The sequence below is a fragment of the Ralstonia sp. PBBBR1 genome (assembly GCF_002256165.1).
GTDB lineage: Bacteria > Pseudomonadota > Gammaproteobacteria > Burkholderiales > Burkholderiaceae > Ralstonia > Ralstonia thomasii.
Genome location: NZ_NKIL01000002.1, coordinates 378,193 through 399,224 on the forward strand (window position 1 = coordinate 378,193; position 21,032 = coordinate 399,224).

At 64.9% G+C, this 21,032-nt stretch carries 24 protein-coding genes; 2 read left to right on the forward strand and 22 right to left on the reverse strand.

The features are described from left to right. Positions 1 to 22 precede the first annotated feature (22 nt). The gene (locus tag CFE42_RS01790) at positions 23 to 457 is read left to right on the forward strand and encodes a universal stress protein (RefSeq protein ID WP_004626578.1); all 435 of its coding nucleotides are present in this window, start codon (positions 23 to 25) and stop codon (positions 455 to 457) included. 168 nt (positions 458 to 625) lie between these two features. Here the strand turns inward: CFE42_RS01790 and aceA are convergent, their stop codons facing one another. Continuing rightward, entirely contained in the window at positions 626 to 1,930 is a 1,305-nt protein-coding gene (gene aceA, locus CFE42_RS01795; protein ID WP_004626576.1) for an isocitrate lyase, read from the reverse strand. Positions 1,931 to 2,090: 160 nt separating this feature from the next. Between aceA and CFE42_RS01800 the strand changes: the two genes are divergently transcribed. Continuing rightward, the gene (locus CFE42_RS01800) at positions 2,091 to 2,312 is read left to right on the forward strand and encodes a hypothetical protein (RefSeq protein WP_152458766.1); all 222 of its coding nucleotides are present in this window, start codon (positions 2,091 to 2,093) and stop codon (positions 2,310 to 2,312) included. A gap of 12 nt (positions 2,313 to 2,324) precedes the next feature. On the opposite strand, the gene CFE42_RS01805 is transcribed toward CFE42_RS01800, so the two are convergent. The 21 genes from CFE42_RS01805 to CFE42_RS01905 form a co-directional block, all read right to left on the reverse strand. After that, positions 2,325 to 2,588, reverse strand: a complete 264-nt coding sequence (locus CFE42_RS01805; protein ID WP_004626574.1) for a hypothetical protein — start codon at positions 2,586 to 2,588, stop codon at positions 2,325 to 2,327. Positions 2,589 to 2,932: 344 nt separating this feature from the next. Next, on the reverse strand, positions 2,933 to 3,352 hold the full coding sequence (locus CFE42_RS01810) for a gamma-glutamylcyclotransferase (protein WP_004626571.1): 420 nt from the start codon (positions 3,350 to 3,352) through the stop codon (positions 2,933 to 2,935). Then, complete coding sequence (gene rraA, locus CFE42_RS01815; RefSeq protein WP_004626570.1) at positions 3,349 to 3,846, reverse strand: ribonuclease E activity regulator RraA; 498 nt, start codon at positions 3,844 to 3,846, stop codon at positions 3,349 to 3,351. Before rraA ends, CFE42_RS01810 begins: the two co-directional genes overlap by 4 nt. 46 nt (positions 3,847 to 3,892) lie before the next feature. Further along, positions 3,893 to 5,620, reverse strand: a complete 1,728-nt coding sequence (locus tag CFE42_RS01820) for a thiamine pyrophosphate-binding protein (RefSeq protein ID WP_004626568.1) — start codon at positions 5,618 to 5,620, stop codon at positions 3,893 to 3,895. Between the two features lie 68 nt (positions 5,621 to 5,688). Beyond that, entirely contained in the window at positions 5,689 to 6,522 is an 834-nt protein-coding gene (locus CFE42_RS01825; RefSeq protein ID WP_004626567.1) for a LytTR family DNA-binding domain-containing protein, read from the reverse strand. Between the two features lie 3 nt (positions 6,523 to 6,525). Further along, positions 6,526 to 7,794 (reverse strand): sensor histidine kinase, encoded by a 1,269-nt coding sequence (locus tag CFE42_RS01830; RefSeq protein WP_004626566.1) that lies wholly within the window; start codon positions 7,792 to 7,794, stop codon positions 6,526 to 6,528. Then, positions 7,794 to 8,105 carry a 2TM domain-containing protein gene (locus CFE42_RS01835; RefSeq protein WP_004626565.1) on the reverse strand — a complete coding sequence of 104 codons (312 nt, stop codon included), beginning with the start codon at positions 8,103 to 8,105 and terminating at the stop codon, positions 7,794 to 7,796. Before CFE42_RS01835 ends, CFE42_RS01830 begins: the two co-directional genes overlap by 1 nt. Positions 8,106 to 8,233: 128 nt before the next feature. Next, positions 8,234 to 9,193 carry a CysB family HTH-type transcriptional regulator gene (locus tag CFE42_RS01840; protein WP_004626564.1) on the reverse strand — a complete coding sequence of 320 codons (960 nt, stop codon included), beginning with the start codon at positions 9,191 to 9,193 and terminating at the stop codon, positions 8,234 to 8,236. A gap of 41 nt (positions 9,194 to 9,234) precedes the next feature. Next, entirely contained in the window at positions 9,235 to 10,344 is a 1,110-nt protein-coding gene (locus CFE42_RS01845) for a sulfate ABC transporter ATP-binding protein (RefSeq protein ID WP_004626563.1), read from the reverse strand. Next, positions 10,341 to 11,321: a sulfate ABC transporter permease subunit CysW gene (cysW, locus tag CFE42_RS01850; RefSeq protein ID WP_004626562.1), complete on the reverse strand. Its 981-nt coding sequence runs from the start codon at positions 11,319 to 11,321 to the stop codon at positions 10,341 to 10,343. Before cysW ends, CFE42_RS01845 begins: the two co-directional genes overlap by 4 nt. Before the next feature lies 1 nt (position 11,322). Beyond that, complete coding sequence (gene cysT, locus CFE42_RS01855; RefSeq protein ID WP_004626561.1) at positions 11,323 to 12,237, reverse strand: sulfate ABC transporter permease subunit CysT; 915 nt, start codon at positions 12,235 to 12,237, stop codon at positions 11,323 to 11,325. Positions 12,238 to 12,354: 117 nt separating this feature from the next. Beyond that, the gene (locus tag CFE42_RS01860) at positions 12,355 to 13,029 is read right to left on the reverse strand and encodes an alpha/beta hydrolase (protein ID WP_004626560.1); all 675 of its coding nucleotides are present in this window, start codon (positions 13,027 to 13,029) and stop codon (positions 12,355 to 12,357) included. A gap of 10 nt (positions 13,030 to 13,039) precedes the next feature. Next, on the reverse strand, positions 13,040 to 13,924 hold the full coding sequence (locus CFE42_RS01865; protein ID WP_004626559.1) for an EAL domain-containing protein: 885 nt from the start codon (positions 13,922 to 13,924) through the stop codon (positions 13,040 to 13,042). 40 nt (positions 13,925 to 13,964) lie between these two features. Next, complete coding sequence (locus CFE42_RS01870; RefSeq protein WP_004626558.1) at positions 13,965 to 14,180, reverse strand: molybdopterin-binding protein; 216 nt, start codon at positions 14,178 to 14,180, stop codon at positions 13,965 to 13,967. Positions 14,181 to 14,250: 70 nt separating this feature from the next. Then, positions 14,251 to 15,090, reverse strand: coding sequence for an ATP-binding cassette domain-containing protein (locus tag CFE42_RS01875; protein WP_004626557.1), 840 nt, complete (start codon positions 15,088 to 15,090; stop codon positions 14,251 to 14,253). 19 nt (positions 15,091 to 15,109) lie between these two features. Further along, a complete protein-coding gene (gene ssuC, locus CFE42_RS01880) occupies positions 15,110 to 15,928 on the reverse strand; it encodes an aliphatic sulfonate ABC transporter permease SsuC (RefSeq protein ID WP_004626555.1) in 819 nt (272 codons plus the stop codon). 18 nt (positions 15,929 to 15,946) lie between these two features. Further along, positions 15,947 to 17,110 (reverse strand): FMNH2-dependent alkanesulfonate monooxygenase, encoded by a 1,164-nt coding sequence (gene ssuD / locus CFE42_RS01885; RefSeq protein ID WP_004626552.1) that lies wholly within the window; start codon positions 17,108 to 17,110, stop codon positions 15,947 to 15,949. A gap of 43 nt (positions 17,111 to 17,153) precedes the next feature. Beyond that, positions 17,154 to 18,185 carry an aliphatic sulfonate ABC transporter substrate-binding protein gene (locus tag CFE42_RS01890; protein WP_004626550.1) on the reverse strand — a complete coding sequence of 344 codons (1,032 nt, stop codon included), beginning with the start codon at positions 18,183 to 18,185 and terminating at the stop codon, positions 17,154 to 17,156. 5 nt (positions 18,186 to 18,190) lie between these two features. Continuing rightward, positions 18,191 to 19,183: a sulfonate ABC transporter substrate-binding protein gene (locus CFE42_RS01895; protein WP_004626548.1), complete on the reverse strand. Its 993-nt coding sequence runs from the start codon at positions 19,181 to 19,183 to the stop codon at positions 18,191 to 18,193. Positions 19,184 to 19,300: 117 nt separating this feature from the next. Continuing rightward, positions 19,301 to 19,924, reverse strand: coding sequence for an NADPH-dependent FMN reductase (gene ssuE, locus CFE42_RS01900; protein WP_004626546.1), 624 nt, complete (start codon positions 19,922 to 19,924; stop codon positions 19,301 to 19,303). 37 nt (positions 19,925 to 19,961) lie between these two features. Then, positions 19,962 to 20,981, reverse strand: coding sequence for a sulfate ABC transporter substrate-binding protein (locus tag CFE42_RS01905; protein WP_004626544.1), 1,020 nt, complete (start codon positions 20,979 to 20,981; stop codon positions 19,962 to 19,964). Between the last annotated feature and the right edge of the window lie 51 nt (positions 20,982 to 21,032).

The window sequence follows — 21,032 nt, forward strand, 5'->3', positions numbered from 1 at the left end:
GCATACCACCTCAGGAGGCCGCATGTTCCAGCACATCCTCATCCCCACCGATGGTTCCGAGCTGTCGCGCAAGGCGGTGGCGGGCGCGCTCGACTTTGCCAAGACGCTGGGCGCGCGCCTGACGGCCTACACCTGCCTTGAGGAATACCCGTACACGCCGTTTTCCGAGATCGTTGTGGAGACACCGCAGGCGTTCAAGGAGCGGGTCGAAGCGCAGGCCCGCGTGGTCCTCAAGGACGTGGAGGACGCCGCCGTCAGCGCTGGTATTCGCTGCGACACCGACATGAGCTGCTTCGCCGTCCCGTACATGGGCATCATCGACGCGGCCGAACGCCATGGCTGCGACGTCATCTTCATGGCCTCGCACGGCCGGCGCGGGTTGGCCGGGCTGCTGCTTGGCAGCGAAACGCAGAAGGTGCTCACGCATACCGAGATTCCGGTGATCGTCTATCGCTGAAGCCTGCGGCGCTCCCGCTACGCAAGCCGCCCCGCCCCGGGGCGGCTCCTCTTTCTCTATCGGCCAAGACGAAAAAAAACCGCGCCGTTGAGGGAGCGCGGTTCGAGAGGCCGGCGTGTGGTCAGCACGGCCGGCCCGGGTACCTGGGTGCCGGATGCGTCGGCGGCCTCAGGCAACCTTCTTGGCTTGCGCCGTTTCTTCGAAGAATTGTTCGTCTTCGGTCGAGCCCTTGAGCGCCGTGGTCGACGCCTCGCGCTCGATGGTCTGCGTCACCGCGTCGAAGTAGCCCGTGCCGACTTCGCGCTGGTGCTTCACCGCGGTGAAGCCCTTTTCCGCCGCCTTGAATTCGGCCTCTTGCAGCTCCACGAAAGCGCTCATCTGGTTGCGGGCATAGCCGTAGGCCAGGTTGAACATCGAGTAGTTCAGGGCGTGGAAACCGGCCAGCGTGATGAACTGGAACTTGTAGCCCATTGCGCCAAGCTCCTTCTGGAATCGGGCGATCGTCACGTCATCCAGGTTCTTCTTCCAGTTGAACGACGGCGAACAGTTGTAGGCCAGCATCTTGCCCGGGAACTTGGCGTGAATGGCTTCCGCAAACTTCTTGGCGTATTCCAGATCCGGCTTGCCGGTTTCGCACCACACGAGGTCAGCCACTTCTGCGTAGGCCAGACCGCGCGAGATGGCCTGCTGCAGACCGGGCTTGGTGCGGTAGAAGCCTTCCACGGTGCGCTCTCCGGTGCAGAACGGCTTGTCGTTCTCGTCCACATCGGTAGTCAACAGGTCCGCCGCCTCTGCGTCGGTGCGGGCGATCAGCACGGTCGGCACGCCCATCACGTCGGCAGCCAGACGCGCGGCGACGAGCTTGCTCACGGCTTCACGGGTCGGCACCAGAACCTTGCCGCCCATGTGGCCGCACTTCTTCACGGCGGCCAACTGGTCTTCAAAGTGCACGCCCGCGGCTCCAGCCTCGATCATGGCCTTCATCAGTTCGAACGCATTCAGCACGCCGCCGAAACCGGCTTCTGCATCGGCCACGATCGGGGCGAAGAAGTCGATGTCGTCCTTGCCTTCCGACCACTGGATCTGGTCAGCGCGCTGGAACGTGTTGTTGATCTTCTTGACGACCTTGGGCACCGAATCCACCGAGTACAGCGACTGGTCCGGATACATCTCGCCGTTGCTGTTGGCATCGCCCGCAACCTGCCAGCCCGACAGATAGATCGCCTTCAGACCAGCCTTGACCTGTTGCATGGCCTGGTTGCCCGTCAGTGCGCCGAGCGCGTTGACGAAGGGTTCGTTGTTGATCAGGTTCCACAGCTTTTCGGCACCACGCTTGGCCAGCGTATGTTCGATCTGCAGCGAACCACGCAGGCGCACGACGTCTTCAGCGGTGTAACCACGCTTGATGCCCTTCCAACGCGGGTTGGTATCCCATTCCTTCTGCAGCTTTTGCACTTCGAGTTCGCGTGACATCGCACTCTCCTGTTTGATCGCATCCATCAAATAAAAACCGGTATCTCACTCTGCGCCTTGAGCCGCTGGCGCCTTCTTGGGGCGCTGCTGGTTGGCTCAAGTCATATGTCTTATATAAGAGTGTAGAAAGGGCGGGTGCAGCGCAACAAGGAGAACATGTGTGGAGGCAGAAGTTTTTATTCTCTATTTTTCAAATACTTACGAACCATATTTCATGATGCGGAAAGATTTTTTCTATCATGAAAGGCAGGGATGCTGCCGCGCGGTGCGAATTTTTGCGGACCAAAACCCCTTTCCGCATTATGAAAAATCGTGGATATCTCTGCATCACATCGCGGTGCCACAAAAAACGCCGCAGATGCGGCGTTCAGGATGGCGATGATCGCGTGTGCGCTCAGGACGGGCGCTCTAAGTCCGCCAACACATCCCACTGCAGAAGATCCGGCGCCTTGCCCCGCAGGGCCGCTGTTACGAACAGATAAATCGCATCGATGAAACCCGCCCGAAACTCGCGCGGCAGGGCATGCGTGATGCCGTCGATTTTCGAGCGTAGCCGCATAGCCACAAAGGGCCGGCCGGCACGCGCATCAACGTGCGTACGGCAAAGAAAATCCTTGGCTGCGAGGGCGCCCGATTGGTAGTGCCGTAGCGCGTTCAACGTGCACCTCCGTAAAACGGATGCCAGGGGATGCAAGACGGTGGGGAAGGATAAGACGCGGGGCGATGCCCGCTTGATGCGATAGACATGACGTCTCCTAGATGAAGAGGCCAGCCGCTCGCTGCTAAACGAGGGTGGCGGGCCTGACGACGGCGTTAGCAGACCGGCCATCTAGAAACCGGCAGACCCGAAGGTCTCACCGCCCGGCCCGCCATGAAGCATAGGCGTGCGCAAGCACCGGACATTGTCCGTCTAGATGGCACATCTGGTGGGCTGCTAAACCCGGCTGCTCGAATGAACAGCGCGCGAATTATATCGCGCGCCCCTCCCCCTCAAAATCGGAATCAGCCTCGAGACAATCGATGCGCCACCCAATCTCCGCCCGTGATGACGGGGCGCCCCGCAATGTGCTGCGGGCTGACCGGATAGACAATGCAGTCGACCGGTTCGCTGCCCAGCATGACGGCGTGGTTCTCCCGCAGGAACAGCGCATCGCCGCCGGGGTAGACCTCTTCGATCTCGTCCAGCACGGGAACGAGTGCCGCGTCGATGCGATACACATCGCCACGTACGGCGGTGCCGGTCGGGTCCAGCACGAGGCCGGGGTACGCACCAAAGTCGTACAGACGGCCGTGCAACGTGGCGGTACCGAGCAGCTCCGGTTCGGGAATACCGCGCTTGGCCGCGGCAAGGCGCAAATCATTCGCCTCACCGGCCCGCAGCGTGCCGTAGACGAAGACGTGGATGGCATTGGCGCGGGTCATTCGAGCATGTCCTGCGAAACGAGCACGCCGTCTTCGTCGGCATAGATCCACTCGCCAGACTGGATGTACGCGCCCGGCATCTGCACGCCGACTTCCCGCTGCCCAGCATTCTTCTTGATGCTCTTGCGCGGGTGCACGGCCAGTGCGTGGATGCCGACGTTGCATTCGGCCAGCTCGCGCGTATCGCGCACGCAGCCGTTGAGCAGAATGCCCTCCCAACCGTTCTCTTCGGCCAGCTTGCCGAGGTTGCCGCCCACCAGCGCACAGCGCAGCGAGCCACCCCCGTCGATCACCAGCACGCGGCCGGCGCCCTGTTCTTCCAGCGCGGCGCGTACCAGGCCGTTGTCTTCAAACACCTTGAGCGTGGAAGCCGGGCCGGCAAACGCGGCGCGCTTGCCGAAGCTGCGGAACACCGGCGTGAGCACGCGCAGGCTTCCATACACCAGCTTGTCTTCGTGCATGTCGCACAAGTCAGTTACGGGAATCATCGTCATGGCAATGGTGGATGGGCGTTGGCGAAAGCAAGAAATGAAAGCGGAATCAACTGCGTGACTGTGCACGCAACGAATCGATCGTCGCGCGTGGGCTGATGATGTTCGGATCGGTCTGCACCTCGATGATGCTCGCCACAGGCGCGGCAAGTGCCGTCTCCACCGCAGACTGGAAGCCTTCAAGCGAGCGCACCGTATGCCCTTCGGCGCCGTAGGCTCTGGCCAATGCGGCGAAGTCCGGGTTGCGCAGCTCGGTACCGCTCACGTGCTCGGGGTACTCGCGTTCCTGGTGCATGCGGATGGTGCCGTACATGCCGTTGTTGACCACGATGAAGATCACCGGCGCGTTGTACTGCATGGCGGTGGCCAGTTCCTGGCCGTTCATCAGGAAGCAACCGTCACCGGCCATGCAGATGACGGGCGTGTCGGGGCTGACGATCTTGGCGGCCACCGCAGCGGGGGCGCCATAGCCCATCGCCCCGCTCGTGGGGGCGAGTTGCGTTCGCGAGCCTGCCGCCAGCGCACCGTATTGATAGAAGCGATGCAGCCACGTGGCGTAGTTGCCTGCGCCGTTGGTCAAGATGCTGTGGCGAGGCAGGCGCTCGCGCAGCCATTGCATGGCGCGGGCCATGTCGATGCCCTTGCCGCCAAACGGCGGTGGCACGATGTTGGCGCGGTAATCGGCATTGGCGGCTTCTGTCCAGGCGGACCAACGCGGCGGCGCATCAGGCGACACGCCATCCAGCGCTTCGGCAATCGCGGGCATCGACGCGTGGATCATCAGATCAGCCTGGTAGACGCGTCCCAACTCTTCCGCACCGGCGTGCACGTGGACGAGCGTCTGCTTCGGGCGCGGCACATCGAAGAGCGTGTAGCCCGAGGTCGTCATCTCGCCCAGGCGTGTGCCGATGGCAAGCACGACGTCGGCGTCTTTCACGCGCGCCGCGAGCTTCGGGTTGATGGCGATACCGACATCACCGGCGTAATTGGGGTGGCGGTTGTCGAACAGGTCTTGCCGACGGAACACGCAGCCTGCGGGCAGATTCCAGCGCTCGGCAAAGGCCTGCATGCGGGCGGCGGCTTGCGGCGTCCAGCCGGAACCGCCCAGCAGCAGCATCGGGCGCTCGGCGTCCTGCAGCAGCGTCTTCAGCCGGGCAAGATCATGCGGGCTGGGCCACGCCATCGCGCGGGCTTTCGTTGCCACCTCGGGCGGCACATCAGCCACGGTGGCGACGTCGGTCAGCATGTCTTCGGGCAGCGCCAGCACAACCGGGCCGGGGCGGCCGGCGGTGGCAGTCTGGAAGGCGCGTGCGATGTATTCGGGGATGCGTTCGACGCTATCGATCTGCGCGACCCACTTGGCCATCTGGCCGAACATGCGGCGGTAGTCGATTTCCTGAAACGCTTCCCGGTCGACGAAATCGCGGCCGACCTGGCCGATGAACAGGATCAGCGGCGTGGAGTCCTGAAACGCAGTGTGTACGCCAATGCTGGCGTTGGTGGCGCCCGGCCCGCGCGTGCAGAAGACGATGCCGGGGCGGCCGGTGAGCTTGCCGTACGCATCCGCCATGTTGGCCGCACCGCCCTCTTGCCGGCAGACGATGAAGCGTGCGCGGTCGCGGCGCTGATAAAAGCCTTCGAGCACAGACAGGTAGCTCTCGCCGGGCACGCCGAAGGCCATGTCGACGCCATGGGCCAGCAGTGCATCAACAAGAATCTGGCCGCCGTGGCGGGGCTCAACGACAAGGCTGGCGGGGCGTGCGGCTGGTGTCTCCATGGCGGGTGCTCTCGCTCTCGATCCGTTGACGACACGATGGATCATAGCGGAACCCGCCACTGCGGCGACTACATCTGCCGGAACAAATGCGCGTATTGCCGCGCGACGGGCAACGTCTCGGTGCGCCCGCGGATCTTCAGCCCCAGGCGGCCCAGCGACAGATGCACCGCGCTCGACACATGCGCCACGTTGACCACCGTACCGCGATGCACCTGCCAGAAGTGCTCGGGGTCGAGCTGGGTCAGCAGGTCACGCAGGCTGGTGCGGATGAGGGATTCGCCGCTGGCCGAAACCACGTTGACGTACTTGTCGGTCGCTTCCAGATAGATCACGTCATCCACGGGGATGAAGCGCACCTCCTGCCCGACCAGCGCCTTGATAAAGCGCAGATAGCCGCCCTGCGGCGTGGCACGCGTTTGCGCAGCGCCCTGCAGGCCGGCAAGACGCTCGACGAGTTCCGCCAGCGTCTGCGCGGGGTCCGTGGCAGCGGCGCTGGCGTTGCCGTTCGGGCGCGTGCCGAGCCGGTCCTTCAGCCGCTTGACGGTCTCGGCCAGCCGCTCGGTCTGCACGGGCTTGAGCACGTAGTCGACCGCGGCCTGCTCGAAGGCATCGAGCGCGAACTGGTCATACGCGGTGACGAACACCACCAGCGGACGCACATCCCGCTGCGATAGCTCGCGCGCGACATCAATGCCCGACAACCCTGGCATGCGGATGTCGAGAAAGACCACATCTGGGGCCTGGCCCTGGGCTGCATCGTCAACCACGTCGAGCGCGGATTGCCCATCGTGCACGGCCGGCAGCAACGTGGCCTCGGGCCATAGCGCTGCCAGTTCAGCGACGAGGTTCTCAGCCAGTGCCGGTTCATCGTCGGCAATCAGCAAGCGTGGGGAAGCAGGCATCGATCAGGTTCCGGCGGATGCGCGCGAAGACAGTGCATCGGTGGCAGTGGCGTTGGCCGCGGAGCGCGAAAAGCGGCAGCGCCATTCCGGCGCGTCGGCTTGAGACGGTACAGGCGCCGTTTCGTGCGCCAGCGGCAGTTCGACGATGATCGTCACGCCGTGCGGAACGGTCTCCGTGATCGTCAGGCGTGCATCGCCATCAAACAAGCGCGACAGGCGTTCACGCACGTGCGTGAGGCCCAGCCCCGATCCCTTGGCGCCGTCATTGCCGAAACCGACACCCGTGTCGCGCACTTCCAGCACGAGCCGGTCGCCCTCGCTGCCGGCCGCCAGGCGCGCAGACAGCGCGATCTCGCCGCCCTCTCGTGCGGGCTCGATACCATGCACCACGGCGTTTTCCACCAGCGGCTGAATCAGCATCGGCGGGATGACGATGTTGGCGATGGCGTCGTCCAGCGCCAAGGAGAAACGCAGGCGATTGCCGAAGCGCAGCGCCTGGATGTCGAGATATGCGCGCAGCAGCGCAAATTCCTGCGCCAGCGTGCACTGCTCGGCGCGTGCGTGCGAGAGCGAGCTGCGTAGAAAGCCGATCAAATGCTGCAGCAGACGCCGCGCGCCGGCCGGGTCGCGAGCAATCAGCACATCGACGTGGGCCAGCGAGTTGAACAGGAAGTGCGGCTCGATCTGCGCCTGCAGCGCCATCAGTTGCGCACGTACGACCTGCTTCTCGGCTTCTTCCCGCTCCAGCGCATCGAGCGCAGCCTGGCGCTGCAATGCGGCCAGCTTGCCGCGCGACCAGTAGTAATACGTTGCGCCCAGCGCGGCCAGCATGGCGATGATGAAACTCATGCGCAGGCTGTCGGCTCGCCAGGGTTCCGCGTTAGGGTTGTTCAGGCACAGGATCGTCCGCGCGATCCACTGCCCCAGCGGCACGCCGATCAGCACTGCGCCCACGATGATCCACGGAAACATTTTCTTGTTGGGCGGGCCGTCGCCCCAGAGCACGTGACGCGGGATGCCGATCAACGAAAACATCGACAGCCCAATTGCCTGGCTGAAGATGAAGTCTTTCCAGAAGGTCTCTTCCGGCCGGATGCCGAACGCCAGCACCGCCGCAATCACCGTATTGATGACGATGATGACGGTATAGCGGATCACCCAGCGCCGGGCCAGGCGCATGCAGTCTGCAAGCGAAGGGAACGACACATTGGCGAACATGCTGGCGATCTTACCGGACGGTTCTCCGGCGTTGAAGCTTGGGGTTTCCCGCATCACCGGCGGGCGGCCTGCTCGCGCAAACGGGCGAGTTCCTGGTCGACCATGCGCTGGTAGCCGTTGCCCCGGCTCCAGGCCAGGCTGAGGCCGTGCGCGGCCAGGCCCAACCCCCAACCCAACAGTGGCCAGACAAACCAGAGCTGGCCGCGCGACAGCGCAATCGCCGCCAGCCCGGCGCTCACAGCCATGAATGACATCAGGTGAATGCGGAACCCCAGGCGCGCGCCCGCGCGGTGGCGCGCGCGGCGCAGCAGAGCGTCGTCAGACTCGACGGTTGCGGAAGTTTGGGTGTAGGGCACGGCGGACATGGCGGTCTCTTGTGGAGCCGAGGATGTCCGCAGTATAGGAATGGCGCCTGGGCAGGCGCCATGCGTATGCGACGAATGGTGCGATTGGACGGATGAACGGCGCGCAGCCGGCTCCGAGCGCGGGACGATTACGCCGCCAGCGCCTCCCGCGCGGATTGCGTCACCACCGTGGAAGCCACCGCCTCGGCAACCGTTTCGCGCGACAGATGCGGCGCGAACATCCCGATGAAGTCATGCGCATAGCCACGCAGGTACGCGCCACGGCGCACCGCCACACGCGTGGTATTCGGCTCGAACAGATGGTCCGCGCCGATGCAGACAAGGTTGTCGTCCTTGCGCCCGTCATACGCCATCGACGCGATGATGCCGACGCCCACGTCCAGCGCCACATAGGTCTTGATCACGTCGGCGTCCATGGCGGTCAGCACGATCTCGGGATGCAGGCCGGCGCTGCCAAATGCCGCGTCGATGTTGCGTCGGCCCGTGAAGCCCGCGTCGTACGTGATGAGCGGATACTGCGCCACGTCTTCGAGCGTGGGAAGCGGGTTCTTGGTCAGCGGATGGTCCGGGCTGACCACCAGCACGTGGCGCCAGCGGTACGCCTCGAACGACGTCAGCCCCGGCTCGTTGGCCACCGCCTCGGTGGCGATGCCGATATCGGCTTGCCCCGTCAGCAACAGCTCGACGATGTGCGAAGGCGACGCTTCCTGCAGCGCCAGCGTGACGTGCGGATACTCCTTGCGGAACGACTGCACCACCTTGGGCAGCGCATAGCGCGCTTGCGTGTGCGTCGTCGCCACGGTCAGGCGGCCGGATTGTCGGCCCGAGAATTCCTCGCCGGCCTGGCGCAGGTTTTCCGCTTCCAGCAACAACCGCTCGACAATGCGGACGATCTCGCGGCCCGGCTCGGTCAGGCCCGTCAGGCGCTTGCCATAGCGCTCGAAAATCTCCACGCCCAGTTCATCCTCCAGCTCGCGAATCTGGCGCGACACGCCGGGCTGCGACGTGTACAGCGCGTTGGCGACTTCAGTCAGATTGAACTGGCGGCGCACCGCCTCACGGATGGAACGCAGTTGCTGGAAGTTCATGGCTCGTGTCCTCTCGTATTGGTTGTCGTCGGAGCGTCGTGTTACACGGCGGCTTGCGCGACGGGCCGTGCATTGCCTTGCGCGAACACGCGGATCGCGCGCGGGCGCACCACCAGCGTTTCGCCTTCACGGAAGCCCTCGGCGCGGAAGCGCTCAATGGGCAGGGAGACTTCGATGATGTCGTCGGTATCTTCGCGCTCCAGCTCAAGCTGCGCGATGGCGCCCAGCGTGAGCGCACGGCGCAGCGTCACGGGAATGCCCTCGGCGCCCGGCGCATAGCGCTCCAGGTCGATCTCGTGCGGGCGCACGAAGGCCACCGCCTGATCGGCGCGGGACGAATCCACACCGCCCGACGGCACGGCGATGGCCGAGTCGCCCACGTGCAGCACGCTGCCGCTCTCGCCTTCTTCCAGGCGGCCGTGGAACAGGTTCACGTTGCCGAGGAAGCCATAGACGAACGGCGTGGCCGGCGTGTTGTAGACCGCGGCGGGGCTGCCCACCTGCTCCACCTGGCCGCGGTTCATCAGCACCACGTTGTCGGCCACTTCCAGCGCTTCCTCCTGGTCGTGCGTGACGAACAGGCTCGTGACATGCAGATCGTCGTGCAGGCGGCGCAGCCACCGACGCAGTTCCTTGCGGACTTTCGCATCGAGCGCGCCGAAAGGCTCGTCGAGCAGCAGCACGCGAGGTTCCACCGCCAGCGCACGCGCCAGGGCAATCCGCTGGCGCTGTCCGCCCGACAGTTGCGGCGGGTAACGATCGGCCAGCCAATCCAGCTGCACGAGTTCCAGCAGTTCCTTCACCTTCGCTCGGATCTGCGCTTCGCTCGGCCGCTGCGCGCGCGGTTTCACACGCAGGCCGAAGGCCACGTTCTCGAACACCGTCATGTGCTTGAACAGCGCGTAATGCTGGAACACGAAGCCGACCTGGCGCTCGCGCACATGCTGATCCGATGCGTCTTCACCATTCAGATGAATGCTGCCCGAATCCGCATGCTCCAGCCCCGCAATGATGCGCAGCAGCGTGGTCTTGCCGCAGCCCGACGGGCCGAGCAGCGCAGTCAGCTCGCCCTGCTTGAAGTCGAGCGAAACATCGTCGAGGGCAACGAAGTTGCCAAAGCGCTTGGTGATGTGTTGAACCTGGATGCTCATGCTGCGCTCCCTTCGAGCGGAGATTGCACGGCGACGTGCGAATTCGAAATCGGTGTTTGTTGCGTAACGCGCTGGCCCGGCCCCTCGCCCACGCCGGCATCTGCGTCTGCCAGCTCGCGGCGGCTGCGCCATTCGACCAGCGTCTTGAGCGCCAGCGTCACGAGTGCCAGCAATGTCAGCAGCGAGGCCACGGCAAACGCGGCCGCAAAGTTGTATTCGTTGTAGAGAATTTCCACGTGCAGCGGCATCGTGTTGGTCAGCCCGCGAATGTGGCCAGACACCACCGACACCGCGCCAAACTCGCCCATCGCCCGCGCGTTGCAGAGAATCACGCCGTACAGCAGGCCCCACTTGATGTTCGGCAGCGTCACGCGAAAGAACGTCTGCCAGCCCGAGGCGCCGAGCACGATGGCGGCCTCTTCCTCTTCGCTGCCCTGCGCCTGCATGAGCGGAATCAGCTCGCGCGCCACGAACGGAAACGTGACGAACACCGTGGCCAGCACAATGCCGGGCACGGCAAAGATGACCTTGAAATCGTGGTCCGACAGATACGGCCCGAACCAGCCCTGCGCGCCGAACAGCAGCACGTAGATCAGGCCGGCAATGACGGGCGATACCGAGAACGGCAAGTCGATCAGCGTGAGCAGCAGGTTCTTGCCGCGAAACTCGAACTTGGCGATCGCCCACGCCGCGGCTACGCCAAACACCACGTTCAGCGGCACCGCAATCGCCGCGACCGTCAGTGTCAGGTAAATCGCGGACAGCGCATCGGGCTCGATCACTGCTTCAAGGTAGACGTCCACGCCCTTCTTGAACGCCTCGTAGAACACGCTCGCCAGCGGCACGAACAGGAACAGCGCCAGGAACACGAACGATATGAGGATCAGCGTGGCGCGCACCCAAGCGGATTCTGCGGTGGCCCCACGGCGGCCAACAGCGGGCGCCTGACCAAGTTGACGGGAAACAGTACCGGCCATGTCAGGCTCCAGCTGCCGCGTGGGCGGTCGAAGGTTCAGGGGCGCGCTCGATGGTGTCGTTGCGATTGCCGCGGCGGCGCGTCCAGGCCTGCAGCAGGTTGATCACCAGCAACAGCGTGAACGAGATGCCGAGCATGACGACGGCAATGGCCGTGGCGCCCGCGTAGTCGAACTGCTCCAGCTTGGAATAGATCATCAGCGGCGTGATCTCGGAGACCATCGGCATGTTGCCGGCGATGAAGATGACCGAGCCGTACTCGCCCGTGGCCCGCGCAAACGCCAGCGCGAAACCGGTCAGCAATGCAGGCAGCAAGGTCGGCAGGATCACGCGAATGAAGGTCTGCCAGCGCGTGGCACCCAGGCTGGCAGCCGCCTCTTCCAGTTCGGTCTCCAGATCTTCCAGCACCGGCTGCACCGTGCGCACGACAAACGGCAAGCCGATGAACGTGAGCGCCACCACGATGCCCAGCGGCGTGAACGCCACCTTCAGCCCCAGCGGCTCCAGCCGCGAGCCGATCCAGCCATTCGGCGCATACAACGCGGTGAGCGCGATACCAGCCACGGCCGTCGGAAGCGCAAAAGGCAGATCCACCAGCGCATCGATCAACCGCTTGCCCGGAAAGCGATAGCGCACCAGCACCCACGCCACGATCAGCCCGAACACGAGGTTGATCACCGCAGCGATCAGCGAGGCGCCAAAGGTCAGCTTGTACGACGCCACCACGCGCGGCGCGGTGACGGTGGTCCAGAACGCATCCCACGTCATGGTGAACGTCTTGAGGACGGTTGCCGACAGCGGGATCAGGACGATCAGCGCGAGGTACAGAAGCGAAAAGCCCAGCGCCAGCCCGAAGCCGGGCAGCACGTTGGCGGGCTTACGCCGCTTGGACGAAAAAAACGCGGAAGGCAGGCTCATCAGCGCACCGATAAAAATGGCCGCAGAGCAAAACACTGCGGCCGATATGCAGATGAACCAATTGTGGCGGACTGTTCTTATGACGAAAACGAATATTTGCGCATGTGCATCATCGTTTTAGATATAAGGGGTGCTCGGTAAGACATCCCACTGCGCCTGCCAGTCGGCGCCATCGCGCGTGGTGTCTTGCGCACTTGCGCGGCCGATCAGGCGGTCGAGCAAGACCAGGCCGGCTTCCCATTCGCCGAGGTTGGAATCGGCGTTGATATGGCCCGCCTCGCCTGCGTCAATGAATTCGGCGCCCCAGCGCGCGCTCCAGTCGATGGCGTTGCCTTGCGGCATCCAGGGGTCGTTGCGACTGGCGACCAGCGTGGCCGGGAACGGCAAGGCGCGCGCCGGGAGCAGATCCCGCACACCGAATTTGTCCGGATCGGCCGGCGCGACGAGCAGCACCGCAGCCACGGCCTCCTTGGTCTGAGCCGCCCAGTGCAGCGACGCCAGGCAGCCGAAGCTATGCGCCACCAGAATCACAGGGCGCCTGCTGCGGGTTGGCGCACGCTCGGCAACCGCCGCATGCACCGCTTCGCCCACACGGGCAGACCAGCGTGGCAGGTCCGGCGTTGACCAATCGGTCTGCACCACGCGGCGCCACGCCGGGAAGCGCTGCTCCCAGCGCGTCTGCCAGTGACCGGGGCCGCTGCCATGCAGGCCCGGGACGGTCAGGATGACGGCGTCTGCCGGCCACTGCCAGGCGGGTGCGTCCGATGCGGTTGCGGGTGCGCTGCGTGCCATGGGGTCGTGCTCATTGCGTCAGAGAAAGGCCGGCGGCGCACTGCTGCTGTTGCACCAGCGGCGCCTGCGCCATCGGTACCACCAGTGGCGTGGGCACAGCGTCCGGCTCGGGCTCCGCGCCGGGCAGGATGCTGCCCTGCACATAGGCGATACCGGCAGCGCGGGCCAGCTCCAGGTCGCTCGGGCGTTCGCACCGCCGCAATGCCAGCGTCACGCCCAACTCCCGTGCGGAATCGGCCAGCGACACCACGTTCCGTGTACGCCAGTCGCGCCGTGCATCGAGCTTCAGATAGGCGGGCCGGGCATGCACGAGCAGCGCGCCGGCTTCCGCCGGGTCCGATGCCTGCACCGCCACGGCAAAACCGTTGCGCCGGTAGTTGTCCACCACGAACAGCAGCAGCCCCAGATCGTCATTGGCCGTGGACGGCACCTGGATGACGAACTGCTCGGGATGCAGCCCCAGCGCCGTAACCGCACGGTGAAACGCCTTGCCATGATCGGCCGCCACCGCCGCCAGCAACCGGCCATGCACATTGACGACCAGCCGCCGCGCATCGGTGCGGGAAAAATAGTTGAGCGTATGCACCAGCCGGCACAGGCGGTCCAGTTCGACCAGCGTGCCGTCATCCGACGCCAGCGAAAACACCTTCCACGGGTTCAGGCCCAGATCGCCGTCGCGCGTCCACGTGCGCATCAGCGCTTCGTGGCCGGCGGGCGCCAGCGCGCCATCGGCAGCCAGTTGCCAGACCGGTTCAAACAGGCTGGTCAGCGCGCAGTGGAAGAACTGGCCCTGCACGCGGCCGGCGGCGTCGCGCCACAACTGGCGGTCCGGCGTCGGGGCGCTCGGCAGCGTGCCGAGAAATTGTGCGAGTGCTGTGGTGTGCATCAGGCTCATGGGTGAGGCTCCTTGTTGGGTCGCCGTCTCCTCCCCATCCTTACAGTTTGGCGATCGATACTTCAGTCGCCTTCACCAGCGCAACGACTTCGCTGCCGATCTTCAGGCCGAGGCTATCAACCGAGCGCGTGGTGATGACCGAGGTGACGATGCCGGCCGGCGTCTCCACGTCGATCTCCGAGAGCACGTCGCCCCGGATGATCTCCTTGATCTGCCCGCGAAACTGGTTGCGTACGTTAATCGCTTGGATGCTCATGATGATCCTTCTTAGATGACAACGGCACTACGTGCCAATGAATGTTTTCAGGAGAAAGGTTTGCAGCGCCTTACACGGCCCAGCGCACGGATGTGGCGGACACGTCAAAGGGTGATGCCCACGCCGTGTGCGAACGCACATCGGTCACTTCATTCGGATCGATCTTGCGCTGCATCACACGGTTGAGGATGGATTCCTCCAGCCGCGCAAACGCGGGCGAACCACGATGGCGCGGACGCGGCAGATCAATGCGTTCATCGAGTGTGATGCGGCCGTCTTCGATCAGCACCACACGGTCGGCGAGCGCCACCGCCTCGGCCACGTCGTGCGTGACGAGCACGGCCGTAAAGCCCAGGCGCTGCCACAGGCCTTCGATAAGGTTCTGCATGTCGATGCGGGTGAGCGCATCAAGCGCGCCCAGCGGCTCATCCAGCAGCAGCAAGCGCGGTCGATGCACCAGCGCACGCGCCAATGCCACGCGCTGGCGCTGTCCGCCTGACAGGCGTGCCGGCCATTCCCCTGCCCGCTCGGCCAGTCCGACTTGCGCAAGCACTTCAGCGGCTTGCGCACGCTGCGTTTTCGGCAAGCCCAGCGCGACGTTGTCGAGCACCTTCTTCCACGGCAACAGACGGGCGTCCTGGAACATCACACGCGCATCGTCGTGCAGGCCGTCTTCTGCTTCACCGTCGCGACGCAGGTGGCCGTCGTCAATGCCTTCCAGCCCGGCAATCAATCGCAGTAGCGTACTCTTGCCGCAGCCGCTGCGGCCAACGATGACGACAAACTCGCCCGGCGTGATGTCCAGATCGATGCCATGCAGCACTTCACGATCGCCGTAGCGTTTGACGACGTGTTCGATGTGCAGGGCGGTGCCGGCCAGCGCGGCGTGTTCAGTGGCATTGCTTTGCATGCGTCTCTCCAATTCAGCCTCAGGCCGCCGCTTGATACCCAGGGTGCCAGCGCAGCCAGTAACGTTCCAGCCCGCGCGACAACCAATCCGCCAGCTTGCCGAGCAGCGCATACAGCAGGATGCCCAGCAGCACCACATCGGTCTGCAGGAACTCGCGCGCATTCATCGTCATGTAGCCGATGCCGGCCTGCGCAGACACCGTCTCCGCCACGATCAGCGTCACCCACATCAGGCCGAGCGAGAAACGCACGCCCACCAGGATCTGCGGCAGCGCACCGGGCAGGATCACCTCCCGATACAACTGCGCACGCGACAGGCCGTAGCTGCGGGCCATCTCCACCAGGGCAGGGTCGACAGAGCGGATGCCGTGATACGTGTTCAGATAAATCGGGAAGAACACGCCCAGCGATACCAGGAAAAGCTTGGCCGACTCATCGATGCCGAACCACAGGATCACCAGTGGAATCAGCGCCAGCACCGGAATGTTGCGCACCATCTGCAGCGTGGTGTCGAGCAGCGTCTCGGCTGTGCGGAAGGTGCCGGTCAGCAGCCCCAGCGCCAGACCCAGCGAGCCGCCGATTACAAAGCCCAGCAGCGCGCGCCAGGTGCTCACGGCCACGTGGGTCCACAGCTCGCCAGAGCGCGCCAGCGCAACGGCGGATTTCGCCACGTCCAGCGGCGCCGGCAGGATGCGGTTCGACAGCCAGCCCCATTGGGCAGAGGCCTGCCACAGCACCAGCAGCACAAGCGGCACGATCCACGGCGCCAATCGTTGCCGGGCGGTACGCAGGAAGGTGTTTGCCTTCGGTTTCGATTTGGAATTCGACTCGGATGCCATTGCCCTGCTCCCCTCGGCTCAGCTTGCCGCCACGCGCGGCACGATACCGGTGGCGATCACTTCGCCAAACGGGCCGTTCAGCACGTTGCCCGGCAGCTTGTCGCGCACCGAGCGCGGCAGCAGCGGGAACACCAGTTCGGCAAAGCGATAGGCCTCTTCCAGATGCGGATAGCCGGACAGCACGAACGTATCGATCCCCAGATCGGCGTATTCCTTCATGCGCGCGGCCACGGTTTGCGGATCGCCCACCAGCGCCGTGCCGGCACCACCGCGCACCAGACCCACGCCGGCCCACAGGTTCGGGCTGATCTCCAGATCGGCGCGCGTGCGCTTGACGCCGTTGGCATGCAGCGCGGCCATGCGTTGCTGGCCGGCCGAATCCATCTTGCGGAAAGCCTCTTGCGCACGGGCCACGGTGTCGTCGTCGAGCTTGCTGATGAGCTTGTCTGCAGCCGCCCAGGCTTCGTCTTCCGTCTCGCGCACGATCACGTGCAGGCGGATACCGAAGCGCACGGTGCGGCCATGCTTGGCAGCGCGCGCACGCACGTCGGCAATCTTTTCGGCCACGGCGGCAGGCGGTTCGCCCCAGGTGAGATACGTGTCGACCTGTTCCGCAGCCAGCTCGTGCGCCGCTTCCGACGACCCACCGAAATACACGGGCGGATGCGGCCGCTGCACGGGCGGATACAGTACCTTCGCGCCCTTCACGCTGAGGTGCTTGCCGGTGTAATCCAGCGCGGCGCCTTCGTGGCTTGCGGCGAGCGTTTCGCGCCAGATGCGGATGAACTCTTCCGAGGCCTCGTAGCGTTGTGCGTGATCCAGGAACAGGCCATCGCCGGCCAGCTCTGCAGGATCGCCACCCGTGACAAGGTTCACCAGCAAGCGGCCATTCGACAAACGGTCGTACGTGGCAGCCATGCGCGCGGCCAGCGTCGGCGCCATCAACCCGGGGCGCACCGCCACCAGGAAACGCAGGCGCTTCGTGACCGGAATCAGGCTCGCGGCCACGACCCACGGGTCTTCGCACGAGCGGCCGGTGGGAATCAGCACGCCCTCGTAGCCGAGCGTATCGGCGGCCACGGCCACCTGCTGCAGATAGGTGTGATCGACTTGGCGTGCGCCCTCGGCGGTGCCGAGATAGCGGCTGTCGCCGTGCGTCGGGATGAACCAGAAAACTTGCATGACAGCTCCTTGGACTGTGTTGTTCTCAGATCAATGCAACAACTCAAGCGCGGGCAATGGCCAGTTGCGCCGGGGTCGGGTGCCAGACCAGTTCGATCGGCTTGACCGGGCGCGGAATCAGCCCCAACCCGTGAAATGCATCGGCCACGCGCTGCTGCTCGGCAACCGCTTCCGGCGTGACCGGCCGCACGGGCGAAGGCGGCCGGCGCGACAGGAACAGATGCACCGTCGCCAGCGACAGGCCGGAGAAATCTGCAATGCGCTGCGCGGCTTCCTTGCGGTTTTCCTGCACGAGGCGGTCGGCGCGCGAGAGCTCCGCAAAGATTGCGGCGATGGTGTCGCCGTGTTTTTCCGTAAAGACCGTCGGCGCGAAATAGAACGAGTTGTTGGACGATAGCGTGCGCCCGGTGGCCAGCACGCGCGGTTTGATCGCGAGTTCCGTTGCGGCGTAATACGGATCCCAGATGCCCCAGGCGTCGACGCTGCCGCGCTCGAAGGCGGCGCGCGCATCGGCCGGCGTCAGGTACACGGGCTGGATGTCGGCAAAGCTCAGTCCGCCCTTCTGCAGGCCCCGCACGATCAGGAAATGCGCGCTCGAACCCTTCTGCAGGGCCACGCGCTTGCCCTTCAGGTCGGCCAGCGTCTTGAGCGTCGAATCCTGCTGCACGAGGATGGCCGAGCTATCCGGCTTGGGCGGCTCCACGCCCACGTAGCGCAGGTCCTTGCCGGCAGCCTGGGCGAACACCGGCGGCGTATCGCCCGTGATGGCGAGGTCGAGACTGCCCGCGGACAACGCTTCGAGCTGCTGCGGCCCGGCCGGAAACTCCAGCCAACTGATCTTGGTACCCGGAAAGCGCTGCTCCAGCGCCCGGTTCTCTTTGACGATGACGAGGTTGACTGCGCTCTTCTGGAAACCAATGCGCAGCTGCGCCGGCGGCGTCACCTTGGGCAGACCGGCAGCCGCGGGGGTGGCGGTTGCGGCATTGGCGGCGTGTGCGACCGGCCCGAGCGTGGCCAGCGATGCGCCCGCCACGGTGGCGCTCAGCAAGCGGCGGCGTTGGATGTTGACGATCATGGCGATCAGCGCGCGGCTTGCTGCGTCGTCGGCTGCCACGCAGAGTCGGCCACCTTGACGGGACGCGGGATCAGCTTGAGCGCGTGGAACGTATCGGCAATGCGCTGCTGGTCAGCCAGGGCCTCGGGCCCGACGGGCTGGATGCCATAGGCAATGCGCGACACCGAACGCGCCACCACGGCCGGCTCCAGGCCGAGCTGCGGGCCAAGAATGTTTGTCACATCCTTCGGGTTGGCAGCGGCCCAGGTGTCGGTCTTCTTCAGCTCATCGAGCACGATGTTCAGCACATCGGGCCGCGCGCCTGCATAGCCCTTCGATGCCAGGAAGTACTGCGAGTTGTTGACCACGCCCGTGCCATCGGCCAGCACGCGCGCGCCCAGCTGCTGTTCGGCCGCGGCAAAGAGCGGATCCCAGATCACCCAGGCATCGATGGCGCCGCGCTCGAAGGCGGCACGCGCATCGGCGGGCGTCAGGTAAACGGGCTGGATATCGCTGTAAGGCACGTTGGCCTTTTCCAGCAGCTTCACCAGCAGGTAATGCACGTTGGAGCCCTTGTTGAAGGCGACGCGCTTGCCCTTGAGATCGGCCACGCTCTTGAGCGGCGAAGTCTTCGGCACGATGATCGCCTCGCCGGCTGGCGCGGGCGGCTGGTTGCCGACATAGACGAGGTGCGCCCCGGCAGCCAGCGCGAAGATTGTCGGTGCTTCACCCGTGGTGCCGAAATCGATGGCGCCCACGTTCAGGCCTTCCAGCAACTGCGGGCCAGCCGGAAACTCGGTCCACTTCACTTCGATGCCCTGGGTAGCAAGGCGCTTTTCCAACGTGCCGCGTGCCTTGAGCACCGTCAGCGTGCCGTATTTCTGATAGCCGATGCGCAGTTGCTTGGCAGCGGTCGGGGGCGGCGCATCGCTGTTGGCAAATGCGGCGGGCGCGCCGAGCGTGGCGAGCAGCGTGGCGGCAATGGTCAAAGTCCTGCGCAGGGGCGAGTGGGTTTTCATGGCAAGTCCGGTCGATGCGGGGTGTATGGACGGCACGATCCGCGCGCAGCGGCCGCGCGGCGTGACAACAACGGAAAAATCCAGAGAGCGTGTGTATACGGCGGCGCGTTCAGCGCATCACGCCAGACATCGCATTCGTTCTTCGTCGGCGGCCTGGAACGTGGCACGCACCGCGCTGCGGCTCGAAACGATGACCTGCGCCACGGCCGGATGCCGTGCCAGCGCCAGTGCCTGATGCACGCGCTCCACGCCGTCATCCAGGCGCTGCTGCAGCGATGGGTCGACGGTCACGCCGTCATCCGCCACGACGATCTGCGAGTCGACTGCAAAGATGCCGGGCAGGATCGAGCGCGCCGCCAGCGCCGTCAGCACGGGGCGCAGCGCGTAATCGATCGCCAGCGTATGGGCCAGGCTGCCGCCAGTGGCAATCGGCAGCACGACCTTGTCGCGCAGCCCGCTCTGCGGCAGCAGATCGAGAAACGTCTTGAGCAGCCCGCTGTAGGCCGCCTTGTAGACCGGCGTGGCAAGAATCACCACGCCCGCCGCTTCCACCCGCGCCACCGCATCGGCGATGGCGGGGTCGGACACCTGCGCGCCGAGCAGCGCGTCGGCTGGAAGGCTGCGCAGGTCCAGGTGGTCCGCCTGCTCGCCGGCGCGTTCGAGCTGCGCACGCACGTGGCCCAGCAGGCGCGCAGATCGCGATTGCGCCGAAGGGCTGCCGGAAATCGTCAGGATTTGCATGATGCGGATCACCCGATGTCGTTACGTCGTGTGGGGCTTACTTGCCCGGTTGATAGAGCTGGTCAAACTGCCCGCCGTCGGCAAAGTGCGTCTTCTGCGCCTTCTGCCAGCCGCCGAACGTGTCGTCGATGGTCACGAGCTTCACCTTCGGGAATTCGCTCTCGTGCTTCTTGGCCACGGCCGGATCGGTCGGGCGATAGAAGTTCTTCGCACCGATCTCCTGCCCTTGCGGCGTGTAGAGGAACTTGAGATACGCCTCCGCGGCCTTGCGCGTGCCCTTCTTGTCGGCCACCTTGTCGACCACCGCCACCGGCGGCTCGGCCAGGATGGAAATCGACGGCACCACCACGTCAAACTTGTCCTTGCCTTCCACGCGCGCCGCCAGCAGCGCCTCGTCTTCCCACGCGATCAGCACATCGCCGATACCACGCTCGGTAAAGGTGGTGGTCGCACCGCGCGCGCCCGAATCGAGCACCGGCACGTTCTTGTAGAGCTTCTGCACAAAGTCCTTGGCGGTGGCATCCGAACCGCCCGGCTGCTTCAGCGCATAGGCCCAGGCGGCCAGGTAATTCCAGCGTGCGCCACCGGAGGTCTTCGGGTTGGGCGTGATGACGGCGATGCCCGGCTTGACCAGGTCATTCCAGTCCTTGATGCCCTTCGGGTTGCCCTTGCGCACCAGGAAAACGATGGTCGACGTGTACGGCGAGGCGTTGTGCGGCAGGCGCTTCTGCCAGTCCTTGCCGGTCAGGCCTTTCTCGGCGATCGCGTCGATGTCATAGCCGAGCGCCAGCGTCACCACATCGGCATCCAGCCCGTCGATCACGGAGCGCGCCTGCTTGCCCGAACCGCCATGCGAAGCGCGCAGGGTGATGTCCTCACCCGTTTCGGCCTTCCACTTCTTGGCGAATTCGGTGTTGATTTCCTTATACAACTCGCGCGTCGGGTCGTACGACACATTCAGCAGTGTCGTCGCCGCATGCGCACCCACGGTTCCCCCCGCCACGATGGCAGCCGCTGTAGCACGTACAAGCGTGTTGAAAACAAACTTGCGAATCATCTTGCAGCTCCGTTTCTGATCTCTGATGGATTTGGAATAGGAGCAAGACTA